This is a genomic window from Clostridium sp. X (assembly GCF_055755365.1).
Genome location: NZ_CM146912.1, coordinates 2,063,037 through 2,075,357 on the forward strand (window position 1 = coordinate 2,063,037; position 12,321 = coordinate 2,075,357).

12 protein-coding genes are annotated in these 12,321 nt (G+C 29.7%); 11 read left to right on the top strand and 1 reads right to left on the bottom strand.

The window, feature by feature from the left end; genetic code table 11:
- The first annotated feature begins 8 nt into the window (after window positions 1-8).
- The 3 genes from ACX0KU_RS10360 to ACX0KU_RS10370 all read left to right on the top strand — a co-directional run bounded on the left by ACX0KU_RS10360 (window position 9) and on the right by ACX0KU_RS10370 (window position 3,238).
- Window positions 9-1,238: an FprA family A-type flavoprotein gene (locus tag ACX0KU_RS10360; protein ID WP_472989812.1), complete on the top strand. Its 1,230-nt coding sequence runs from the start codon at window positions 9-11 to the stop codon at window positions 1,236-1,238.
- A 95-nt stretch (window positions 1,239-1,333) separates the two neighbouring features.
- Window positions 1,334-2,032, top strand: coding sequence for an iron-sulfur cluster repair di-iron protein (gene ric, locus ACX0KU_RS10365; protein ID WP_472989814.1), 699 nt, complete (start codon window positions 1,334-1,336; stop codon window positions 2,030-2,032).
- 90 nt (window positions 2,033-2,122) lie between these two features.
- Window positions 2,123-3,238, top strand: coding sequence for a DEAD/DEAH box helicase (locus ACX0KU_RS10370; RefSeq protein ID WP_472989815.1), 1,116 nt, complete (start codon window positions 2,123-2,125; stop codon window positions 3,236-3,238).
- Between the two features lie 61 nt (window positions 3,239-3,299).
- Here ACX0KU_RS10370 and ACX0KU_RS10375 read toward each other — a convergent pair whose 3' ends face one another.
- Complete coding sequence (locus tag ACX0KU_RS10375) at window positions 3,300-4,115, bottom strand: 3'-5' exonuclease (protein WP_472989816.1); 816 nt, start codon at window positions 4,113-4,115, stop codon at window positions 3,300-3,302.
- A 192-nt stretch (window positions 4,116-4,307) separates the two neighbouring features.
- Here ACX0KU_RS10375 and ACX0KU_RS10380 point away from each other — a divergent pair, with 192 nt between their 5' ends.
- The 8 genes from ACX0KU_RS10380 (at window position 4,308) to ACX0KU_RS10415 (ending at window position 12,244) form a co-directional block, all read left to right on the top strand.
- Entirely contained in the window at window positions 4,308-4,880 is a 573-nt protein-coding gene (locus tag ACX0KU_RS10380) for an anthranilate synthase component II (RefSeq protein WP_472989817.1), read from the top strand.
- Window positions 4,880-6,241 carry an aminodeoxychorismate synthase component I gene (pabB, locus tag ACX0KU_RS10385; protein ID WP_472992436.1) on the top strand — a complete coding sequence of 454 codons (1,362 nt, stop codon included), beginning with the start codon at window positions 4,880-4,882 and terminating at the stop codon, window positions 6,239-6,241. Before ACX0KU_RS10380 ends, pabB begins: the two co-directional genes overlap by 1 nt.
- Window positions 6,242-6,316: 75 nt before the next feature.
- Complete coding sequence (locus ACX0KU_RS10390) at window positions 6,317-7,069, top strand: aminotransferase class IV (RefSeq protein ID WP_472989818.1); 753 nt, start codon at window positions 6,317-6,319, stop codon at window positions 7,067-7,069.
- A gap of 23 nt (window positions 7,070-7,092) precedes the next feature.
- Window positions 7,093-7,593, top strand: a complete 501-nt coding sequence (locus tag ACX0KU_RS10395; RefSeq protein ID WP_472989819.1) for an HD domain-containing protein — start codon at window positions 7,093-7,095, stop codon at window positions 7,591-7,593.
- Between the two features lie 52 nt (window positions 7,594-7,645).
- Window positions 7,646-8,455 (top strand): dihydropteroate synthase, encoded by an 810-nt coding sequence (gene folP, locus ACX0KU_RS10400; RefSeq protein ID WP_472989820.1) that lies wholly within the window; start codon window positions 7,646-7,648, stop codon window positions 8,453-8,455.
- A gap of 15 nt (window positions 8,456-8,470) precedes the next feature.
- Complete coding sequence (folK, locus tag ACX0KU_RS10405) at window positions 8,471-9,280, top strand: 2-amino-4-hydroxy-6-hydroxymethyldihydropteridine diphosphokinase (protein WP_472989822.1); 810 nt, start codon at window positions 8,471-8,473, stop codon at window positions 9,278-9,280.
- Window positions 9,281-9,457: 177 nt separating this feature from the next.
- Window positions 9,458-11,122 carry a ribonuclease J gene (locus tag ACX0KU_RS10410; protein WP_472989823.1) on the top strand — a complete coding sequence of 555 codons (1,665 nt, stop codon included), beginning with the start codon at window positions 9,458-9,460 and terminating at the stop codon, window positions 11,120-11,122.
- Window positions 11,123-11,215: 93 nt separating this feature from the next.
- Window positions 11,216-12,244 carry a 3-deoxy-7-phosphoheptulonate synthase gene (locus tag ACX0KU_RS10415; RefSeq protein WP_472989825.1) on the top strand — a complete coding sequence of 343 codons (1,029 nt, stop codon included), beginning with the start codon at window positions 11,216-11,218 and terminating at the stop codon, window positions 12,242-12,244.
- Window positions 12,245-12,321: the final 77 nt, after the last annotated feature.

Genomic DNA, 12,321 nt, shown 5'->3' on the forward strand with positions numbered 1-12,321 from the left:
GAGTTAAGATGGAGAACAAAACTATGATTAGCAAAAATATTTATTGGATAGGAAAAATTGATAATAGAGATGTACCATTTCATAGATTAACTTTAACTAAAGGGACTACTTATAACAGCTACTTATTAATGACAGAAAAACCAACAGTTATTGATACCATAGATATAAGCTTTGGAAGAGAGTTTGTAGAAAACTTAAAGAATTTAGTTGATCTTGATAAAATTCAATATATTGTTATAAATCATTCAGAGCCTGATCACTCTGGAGGACTTGGGGCTTTAGCAGCAAAGGCTAAGAATGCAGTTATAGTATGTACAAAGCCAGCTGTTTACGAATTAAAAGAAATGTATAAACTTCATAATAGAGAGTTTTTAATAGTTAAAAATGGAGATACTTTAGATATAGGTGGTAAGACACTTAAGTTCATAGAAACACCATATCTTCATACTGAAGAGACGATGATAACCTATTGCGAGGAAGATAAAATATTATTCCCTTGCGATATATTTAGTACTCACATAGCAAACTATGAATACTTTAGTGATTTGACAAAGGAAGATATAATAGAAGATTTTAAATTATACTATACATTAATAATGCATCCTCATAGAATATATGTCCAAGAGATGATAAAAAAGATTAAGGATTTAGATATAAAAACTATAGCTCCCGCTCATGGATTTATTTTAAGGAAAGATGTAAATAAATTTATAGAACTATATAATAACATGAGCAAGGATACAGAGAAGCATAAAAGTGCAGTAATCCTTTATTCTACTATGACTGGAAATACAAAAAGAGTTGCGGCTATGCTTCAAGAAAATCTTGAAAAAAGCAATATATCAGTTGAAGTTATAAATGTAAATAAAGCTTTAAAAGAAGACGTTATAAAGTCTATAAAAAAAACAGATGCATTATTTATTGGAAGCTCTACGAAATATGCAGATATGATTGGCGGTTTAGAGGAGATAATAAAAGAGCTTGAAAATGTGAATTTAAAAGATAAAATAGGAGGAGCATTCGGTTCTTACGGTTGGAGTGGAGAAGCTATTGAGGTAGTTCAAGATTATTTAAATAAAACTAACATGAAGGTTTTAAGTACCTCAGAAATAATTAAATCTACAGGCATGACTGATATACAATTCCCAATTAGAGTAAGATTTTCACCACAAGAAGAAAACATAAAAAATATTAAAAGGGCAGCATTGTATATTACAGGACTTTTGTTAAGTAGATAATATTTAATAGTTATTGCCTATTAAGTAATTTAGGAATTATTAGTTTAGTCATTAATCATTAGTCATATATTTTGAAAAGTAGGGAGGAAATAAAAATGGAAAATATAATAAATGCAAACTTAAAACTTGGTGAAGTTGTTTCAATATTTCCTGATTCAAGTGAGATATTCAATGAATATAAAATAGATTATTGCTGTGGAGGATATAATACCTTAGGGCAAGCGTTAAAAGATAAAGGGTTAGATTCAGAGTTAATTATAGAAAAACTTAATAATGAATATAATAAATTTATAAGTTCTAATGCTTATTATAAGGATTGGAGAAAAGAAAAGCCAACCGAAGTAATTAAACATATATTAAAAGCACATCACGATTTTACAAAAAAAGAACTTAGAGAAATTAATATGCTTATGTTTAAGATATTAAAGGTTCATTTTAGCAGTCACAAGGAAGAACTATTAACAGTTCACAGACTCTTTGGAAATCTAAAAATTGAACTAGAAGAGCATTTAATAAAGGAAGAAGAAGAGTTATTTCCCTTAATCGAAGCCTTTGAAAATACAAATAATAAAGAAATGTTGGAGGAAATACACAAATTCATAAAGGAAACAGAGGCTGAACACGATGCAGCAGGAGATATATTAAAAGAATTAGAGAAGATAACAGGAGATTTTAAAGCACCAAAAGGAGCATGTACAACTTATAAACTTGTATACGATAAAATTCATAACTTACAGAAGGATTTATTTACTCATATTTACCTAGAAAATAGTGTTTTATTTAATATGTTATAAAGCTTTCTAATAAAGCTAATCTTTGGTATACTTAGATAGTTTGAATATAATTATGGATAAAAATATGTTTTATATAGAAAGGTAAATAATATGATAGAATTTAAAGATCTAGGATTAAGTAATGAGATTTTAAGTGTTCTCAAAAACCAAGGAATTACTAAACCTACTCCCATTCAACAAGAGAGTATTTCATTTATAAAGGACGGGAATGACGTTATAGCAGAGGCTCAGACTGGTACTGGAAAAACCTTAGCATTTCTACTTCCAATGTTTCATAATATGTCTACCGAAGTAAACACCATTCAGGGTTTAATAGTAACTCCTACAAGGGAGCTTGCTATACAGATAACAGAAGAGGCTATGAAGCTTAAAGAAGCTAAAGACTTAAATATTCTAGCTGCATATGGTGGTAAGGATCTAAGTGGTCAGTTAAAAAAGTTAAAGGGTAATGTTCATTTAATTATTGCTACACCAGGTAGACTTTTAGACCATTTAAAGAGAGAGACAATAAAATTAGATAAGTTAAAAACTTTGGTATTAGATGAAGCAGATCAAATGCTTTTAATGGGCTTTAAGAATGAAGTAGAAGCTATCATAAAAGAAACATCAAAAGATAGGCAGACTCTTTGTTTTTCAGCAACTATGAGTTCTGATGTTAAAAAATTAGCTTATAAATACATGAAAGATCCGAAAGTAGTAGCTATTGAAAAGGAAGAAGTTACTCTTAAAAATATAGAGCAGTTTTTAATAGAAACAACAGATAGAAGAAAACAAGAGGACTTATGTAAGGTTTTAAATGCAGATAATCCATTTATGGCTATTATCTTTTGTAGAACTAAAAGAAGAGTGGATGATTTAGAATTAGCTCTGCACCAAAAGGGATATAATTGCGAAAAGCTACATTCAGATATACTTCAATCAAAGCGGGAAAAGATAATGAAGGCCTTTAAAAAGTGCGAAGTTCAGTATTTAATAGCAACTGATGTAGCATCAAGAGGGTTAGATATAAATGGTGTTACCCATGTATATAGCTACGATATTCCAGAAAGTGCCGAAGCATATATACATCGCATAGGCAGAACAGGAAGAGTAGGAGAAAAGGGATACGCCTACATCTTTGCAGATCCAAAGGATAAATATTATTTAAATCAAATAGAAGAAGCTATTCAATTTAAGATTCCTATAAGAGTATTAGAAGAAGTATAATAGTAAACTATTTTATTATGAGAAATTTTTTATAAATATATCAATAGAGTACCTAGTAGTTTCAAGTAGAACTACTAGGTACTTTATTATCCTTTTCATCAATTGGTACTACATTATTTGTCTGAATAATTTGAAATTGATTTGTTTTTCCCATAATATAAGCAAGCTTAATAATCGATTTTTCCTCTTCAGACATTTGTCTATTGAACATTTTTTCAAATTGGTTCATTAAAGCAACTGTATCAATATTATTTTTTTCTTTTTTATATCTATTTGAATTTCGCGGTTTAGTGAAGTTATATATTTTAGGTTCTATTTTACTAGTGTAAATCTTTTTAAAAACCTCTGCCGTATAGTAAGCATCAGTAAAAGCATCATGAAATTTATCTTGGGAAGGGATATTTAACAGGTCTACAGCATTGCTTAGTCCGATATTAATTCCTTTTGGAGAATTAAGCTCTTTAGAGGTATAGTGTTGAATGTTAATATACTCCTTAGGAATAACGGAAGCATCCAATTTATGATAGTTCATATTTCTAAATAATTCTTTTATATCTGCAACTCCCCATACGCATAAGATATTTCTTTCACATTGAAAAAAGTCAATAAATTCTACATATGCATCTTTAAAGGGTTTTGCAGTTTCAAGTTTCTCTGTTGTTAAACCAGTAAGATTCTTGATAAAAGGATTAAGATCAGGATATATCTCTGGCTTTACTAGAGTATCCATAGTTTTTATTGTGCGAAAATTTTCATCAAGTTTAATAGCCCCAATTTGAATTATTTCAAAGGGACAAACATCCTTTGCCTTATTTCTATTTCGTTTTTTAGAGTTGTATTCTTGATTGAATTCTAAATCAAATATTATATAGTTCATATTTGCATCACCTATTTTTATTATATCACTGATTATTAAATGATATGTTTATAAAATGAATTAGTTCTAACTCTTTTTATTAAAAGGTACTAAATGTACATATATAGAAAGTTTTGATATATGGCAATTTAAAAGCTTTTGATATAATAGAAATAATTTTTAAAGTGTATGCTAGCCTGAAGGGGGATTTTTATGTTTTTGATGATAGATAATTATGATTCTTTTGTGTATAATCTTGTTAGATATTTTCGCGAATTGGGACAAGAAATTATAGTACATAGAAATGATGAAATTATTATAGAGGATATTGAAAAAATGAATTTGCAGGGAATAGTAATTTCACCAGGACCTAAGGAGCCCAGGGAGGCTGGAATTTCAATAGATATAATAAAAAATTTTAAAGGTAAACTTCCTATTCTAGGAATATGTTTAGGACATCAGACTATAGGATATGCTTTTGGAGGGAAAATAGTAAAAGGAAAAAGACCTATGCATGGTAAGATATCTCAGGTCTACCATAGAGGAGAAGGGGTATTTGAAAATGTAAAGAATCCTCTAAAGGTTACAAGGTATCATTCTTTAATTCTAGAACGTGAAAGTTTGCCTGCTTGTCTTTCTGTAACTTGTGAGACAAAAGAAGGAGTTATTATGGGAATAAAACATAAGGAATATGATATTGAAGGAGTACAATTTCATCCAGAAGCAGAGTTAACAGAATATGGACATGAAATTTTAAGAAACTTTATAGAGAGGTGCAGAAGATGATGAAACCTTTAATAGAAGAAGTAAGTACAGAGCTTGATGCCTTTAGTATATATTCTATATTTAAAGAAGAAAAAGAGAGTGTGTTTTTAGACAGTGGAATGGACAGAAAAAGACTTGGTAAATATTCCTTCATAGGATTAAATTCCTTTATTACATTTAAAGCAAAAAATAATATATGTGTTATAAATGAAGAAGAATATGAAGGGAATACTTTTGAAGAATTGAAAAATATAACAAAAAAATATAAATTTAAAAATAATACGGGGCTTCCTTTTATAGGTGGGGGTATAGGTTATTTTTCTTATGACTTAGGAAGAAGTATAGAAAAATTACCTGAGGTAGCAGTTGAAGATGTGGATATACCGGATTGTTATTTCAATTTTTATGACAATGTTATTGTTATAGATCATGTTAATAATAAAGTTTATGTCATAGCTTTGGGGATTTTACAGGAACATGAAAAAAGTATAAATAGTATAAAACAGAGAATATATAGAGGGAATAAAATAGAATATTCAAAACATGTAGGAGATAAAGTTGAGTTTGAATCTAATTTTACAAAGGAGGATTACATAAGAACTATAGATAAAGTTAGACAGTATATAGAGAATGGAGACATTTATATAACAAATTTAACTCAAAGGTTCACATGCATCACAGAAAAAGAGCCTTATGAGATTTATAAAGCTCTAAGAAGTATAAATCCAGCTCCTTTTGCTGCTTTTATGAAGTGTGATGGTTTTAGTATAGTATCATCATCTCCAGAAAGATTTCTACAAATTAAGGATGGAATTGTGGAAACTAGACCTATAAAGGGAACAAGACCAAGAGGAAAAGACAAACATGAAGACATAAAAAATAGGCATGAGCTTTTGAATAGTGAGAAGGATAAATCAGAACTTTTAATGATTGTTGACTTAGAAAGAAATGATTTAAGTAGAGTATGTAAATCAAATTCTGTTAAGGTTACAGAGCTTTTTGCGTTGGAGGAGTATAGTACAGTTTATCACTTAGTTGCCACTGTGAAAGGTGAGATTAGAGATGAATATACTTCAATAGACTGTATAAAGGCATGTTTTCCAGGCGGGTCTATAACCGGTGCACCTAAAATTCGATCAATGGAGATAATTGATGAATTGGAGAAGGTAAGGAGAAATATATACACAGGATGTATAGGCTACATAGGGTTTGATGATAATGTAGACTTAAATATTGTAATTAGAACTATTCTAATAAAGAATAATAAAGCTTATATAGGAGTAGGTGGAGGAATAACTTGGGAGTCAGACCCGAAGGAAGAATATGAAGAGACATTAGATAAAGCTAGAGCATTATTTAAAAGTTTAGAGAGTGCAATTTAAAATTTAAAGTAAAGAGTAGATACCAAAGTATATTTTAATGATGGAAAAGTGAAATGTTTTATAAGAGGTGATGATATGATAGTAGTTAATGGAGAACTTGGCGAAGATAGTAAAATTGAACTTGATAGTGGTTTCTTTTTTGGAAGAGGGCTTTTTGAAACTATACTAGTTAATGATAAGCCAGTTTTTTTAAAGGAGCACTTGCAGCGATTAAATGGAGGTCTTTTAAAAATAGGGATAAAAATACAAATTTCAGAAGAATATTTCCTAGAGAATATTAAAAAGCTAAATTGCAAAAACTGTGGGATCAAGCTAGCGGTTAGTGAAAAAAATATAGTTTTTACTAAAAGAGAAATAGCATATAAGGAAGATGATTATATTAAGGGTTTCAAATTAAAAGTAAGTAAAATTAAAAGAAATCCTAACTCATATGTAACATATTTAAAGTCATTGAATTATGTAGATAATGCAATAGAAAGAGAAAATGCTTTAAAAGAAGGACACGATGAGGTTTTATTTTTAAATAATTATGGATATTTAAGTGAAGGAAGCATTTCAAATATATTTTTTATTAAAGGAGATAAAATATATACTCCCTCAATACAGTCAGGTTTACTCCCAGGTGTGGTTAGGAGATGGGTTATTGATAACTGTCATGTTTTAGAGGGGAAATTTATTTTAAAGGATTTATTAAATTCAGATGGAGCTTTTTTGACAAATAGTTTAATGGGAATTATGAAAATAGGCAGAATAGAGAAAAAGATTTTAAAAAAGAATGATATAATAGATAATATTCGTTTAAATTATAGAGATTACATATATAGGTAAAGAGTAAAAAGAGGGGTATTTTAATGGAACTTGAAAGAGTTAATAAAATATTATATAACCAAACATATAAAGAATATATAAAGAAAATAGTGAAATATGAGATAAAAAGAGAATTTTGTAAGCATGATATACAACATTTTTTAGATACTGCAAGAATTGCTTATATTCTTAATTTAGAGAAGAATTTAGGTATAGATAAAGAAATAATTTATGCTGTAGGGCTGCTTCATGATATAGGAAGGTGGAGACAATATGAAGATGGGACACCTCACAACATTGCAAGTTTTGATTTAAGTGAAAAAATTTTGATAGACAGTGGTTTTAATGAAGAGGAAAGAAAAGAAATAAGGAAAGCTATTTTAACTCATAGAAAAAAGGATGAAGATTCAAATATAATAGAAGAATATTCTTTGAGCAGCATATTCTATATAGCAGATAAGTTATCGAGAAGCTGTTTTAACTGTAGAAGTACAAAAGAATGCAATTGGTCAGATGAAAAGAAAAATTTAGATATACACCTATGAGAATAAGTTCATGTCACTACTAAAGATGTCTTAACATTAGGAGGAAAAGTTAATGAAGATAGGTAATAAGGAATTTAGTATAGGAGAAAAAACTTATGTTATGGGAATTTTAAATCTAACTCCTGATTCCTTTTCAGATGGAGGAAAGTTTAATAATGTAGAAGCAGCAATAATTCGTGCGAAGGAAATGATAGAAGAGGGAGTTGACATTATAGATATAGGAGGAGAGTCAACAAGACCAGGACATATAGAAATTTCAGAAGAAGAAGAGATAAGAAGAGTAGTGCCTATAATAGAACATTTATCTAAAGAAATAAATATTCCTATATCTATAGATACATATAAAGCCAAGGTAGCTAGAATGGCAGTAAAAGCAGGAGCAAGTCTTATAAATGATGTTTGGGGTTTTAAAAGAGAAAGAGAAATAGCAAAAGTAGCTGGGGAATTTGGAATACCATGCTGTCTTATGCATAATAGAGATAATAAAGATTATAATAATATAATTGAAGATATGATAGAAGATTTAAAGGAAAGTATAGAAATAGCGGTAAAGGCTGGAGTTAAAAAAGAAAATATAATACTTGATCCAGGTATAGGTTTTGCAAAGACTTATGAGGATAATCTAAAGGTTATGAAGGAACTTGAAAATTTGAGGGCATTAGGTTATCCTATCCTTTTAGGAACCTCTAGAAAGTCAATGATAGGACTTGCTTTGGAGTTACCTACAGAAGAAAGGGTAGAAGGTACTATTGCAACTACAGTAATAGGAATAATGAAGGGTTGCGATTTTGTAAGAGTTCATGATATTAAAGAAAATAAGAGAGCATGTGTTATGACAGACGCTATTTTAAGAAGGAAATAGATGGAGGATTATTTTTTGGATAAGATATATATAAGAGATCTTGAAATTTATGGTTTTCATGGAGTTAATAAAGAAGAAAAAAGTATGGGTCAAAAATTCTTAGTTTCTGCTGAATTATTTTTGGATTTAAGTGTTGCGGCAAAAAGTGATGATTTAACAAAGACAGTTAATTATGCGGAACTCTGCTGGGAGCTTGAAGAGGAATTTAAGAAGAATAAATATGACTTAATTGAAAAAGCATCAGAGGAGCTAGCTAAGTATATTCTCTTAAATTATGAAAGAGTACAAAGAGTTAAACTTATGCTCAAAAAGCCTTGGGCACCTATAGGAAAACCTATAAAATATGTAGCTATTGAAGTTGATAGAAGTTGGCATAAAGCGTATATAGGAGTGGGCTCTAATTTAGGAGATAAGGAAGACAATATAAAAGGAGCTATTGAGAAAATAAATTTATCGGAAGTAACTAAGGTAACAAAGGTAGCGAATATGTATGAAACAAAACCTGTTGGATATGTAGAACAGGATGATTTTCTTAATACAGTATTAGAAATTAAAACGCTTTTAGAACCTAGCCAACTTATAAAGCTTTTGCTTAAAATTGAGCAAGAACTAAAGAGGGAAAGAGTAATAAAGTGGGGACCTAGAACTATAGATTTAGACATTCTTTTATATGATAATTTAGTAACGGACTTTGAAGAAGCTATTATACCGCATCCAAGAATGCATGAAAGAATGTTTGTATTAAAGCCTCTTTCAGATTTAGCTCCTTATTTAATGCATCCTGTATTAAATAAAAGAATTTATCAATTAGTGGAAGAATTATAAAATTACTTAATATAAAAAGCTTTAGCGATTTTTATAAAGATTGCTAAAGCTTTTTATATTTTTAGATTTAGTTATATATATTAGGGGGATTTTTTTAATAATAAGAATTAAATTTGTATAATAAGGCAAAATAACTAAATGAAATAATATAATTGTAAAGATAAAGGGGATGATTTAATGTTAAATAAGGATAGTGTAAAAATCATTCCACTAGGAGGACTAGGGGAAATTGGAAAGAATATAACAGCTATTGAATACCAGGATGAAATCATAGTTATAGATTGTGGTATAGCCTTTCCTGATGAAGATATGTATGGTGTAGATTTAGTTATTCCTGATATAGCATATCTACTAAATAATGCAAAAAAGGTAAAAGGATTTTTTATAACGCATGGACATGAGGATCATATAGGATCATTACCTTATATTTTAAAGCAGTTAAATGCTCCTGTTTATGGAACACGATTAACCTTAGGGATAATCAAAAATAAGCTAGAAGAACATAATCTGCTCTCAGAAACTACACTTAATGGAGTAGAAGCTGGAGATGTTATTAAATTAGAAAATCTAAAGGTTGAATTTATAAGAAATACTCACAGTATAGCAGATTCTTGTGCACTTGCTATTCATACTCCAATTGGAACTATACTACATACTGGAGATTTTAAGATAGACTATACCCCTATTGATGGATTAGTTATGGACTTACAACGCATTTCAACACTAGGAAGAGAAGGTGTAATGCTTCTTATGGCTGATAGCACTAATGTAAAAAGGGAAGGACACACAATATCAGAAAAAGTTATAGGAGAAACTTTAGCTAAAGTTATATCTAAAGCTGAAGGAAGAGTTATTGTGGCTACCTTTGCTTCAAATATACATAGAATGCAGCAAATAATTAATGCTTCTATTAAATATGGAAGAAAAGTAGCTTTTAGTGGAAGAAGTATGGAGAATATATCAAAAGTGGCTATGGAATTGGGGTATTTACACATACCTGAGGGCTCACTTATCAGTGTAGATGATATGATTAATTATTCTAATGATAGACTTAGTATAATCACTACTGGAAGTCAAGGAGAACCTATGGCAGCCCTTGCTAGAATAGCCTTTGCTACTCATAGAAAGATTAAAATTGAGCCAAAAGATTTATTTATAATTTCTTCATCACCAATTCCAGGAAATGAAAAGCTTGTATCTAAGATGATTAATCAATTATTTAAACAAGGTGCAGATGTAATTTATGATGATTTAGAAGAGGTGCATGTATCAGGGCATGCTTATCAAGAGGAACTAAAATTAATTCATACCTTAGTTAAGCCGAAGTATTTTATGCCAGTTCATGGCGAGCATATGCATTTAAAGCATCACACTGACTTAGCCAAAAAGTTAGGTATGGAAGGAGAAAATATATTCTCCTTAGATCTTGGTAAATGCTTAGAGATATCAAAAGAAGGAGCTAAAGTACTCGGAGGAATTCCAACAGGTTCTGTATATGTAGACGGTCTTGGAGTAGGAGATGTAGGCAATATAGTGCTTAGAGATAGAAAGCATTTAGCAGAGGATGGAATGCTTACTATAGTTGCTACTTTAGAAAGAGAGACTTATAGTATAATTGCAGGACCAGATATAATCACTAGAGGATTTGTATATGCAAAAGAATCAGAAGCTTTAATTAGAGAAGTAAAAGAGATTGTTAAAAATGAGCTTAATAAATCTTTACAAAATCAAGTTATTGAATGGTATGTACTAAAATCTAATATGAAGAAGGCTGTAGAAAGATTCTTATTTGAAAAAACTAAGAGAAGACCAATTATTCTTCCTATTATAATGGAGATTTAAGTTTAACTATTGACGTATTAAAGATTAGGATGTATAGTAATACGTAAAAATCCGATAGGATTAGACTAACTTATTTATTTGGGGGGGCTTACATTGAGTATAGAGTACATTAAGAAAATTCCAAGTCCGGAAGAGATTTTAGAATCACTACCGTTAAGCTTGGAAGCTGGGGAAAGAAAAAAGAAGAGAGATCAGGAAACAGCTGACGTATTTATGGGGAAAAGTGATAAGTTTATTTTAATAATAGGACCATGCTCTGCCGACAGCGAAGAACCTGTTTGTGAATACTTAGAAAGATTATCTAAAATTCAAGAAAAAGTTCAAGATAAACTTATATTAATTCCAAGAATATATACAAATAAACCAAGAACTACAGGAGAAGGTTATAAAGGCATGATGCTTCAACCAGACCCTAATAAGAAACCAGATATAGTAGAAGGAATTAAATCTATTAGAAGATTACATTTAAAGGCTATAACAGATTTTAATATGCCTGCTGCTGATGAGATGTTATATCCAGAAAATTATATTTACTTATCAGATCTTCTTGGATATGTAGCTGTTGGTGCTCGTTCAGTAGAGAATCAACAACATAGACTTACAGTAAGTGGTCTTGATATTCCTGTTGGTATGAAAAATCCAACAAGTGGGGATATCTCTGTAATGTTCAATTCTATAAAAGCAGCACAATTAGAACATACATTTATTTATAATGGATATGAAGTAAAAACTAGTGGAAATCCATTAGCACATGGAATACTAAGAGGAGCAGTAGATTCTTATGGAAGAAACATTCCAAACTATCACTATGAAGATTTGGTTAACGTAATAAATGAATATAAGGAATTAAACTTATTTAATCCAAGTTTAATTATTGATTGTAACCATGCTAATTCCTTAAAGAAACATAAAGAACAACCAAGGATAGCAAGAGAAGTTCTTTTAAATAGAAAATACAATAATGAATTAAAGGATTCAATTAAGGGATTAATGATTGAAAGCTATCTTATAGATGGAAAGCAAGATGCGTGTGATAATGTGTATGGTAAATCAATAACAGATGCATGTATAGGTTGGGAAGATACAGAAAAATTAATATATTTCTGCGCTGAGAATTGTTAGTATATATATGGATAATGTTTTATGATTCATAATATAGAAAAATTATTAAGAATATGATTATAAAAGTAAAGCTATGG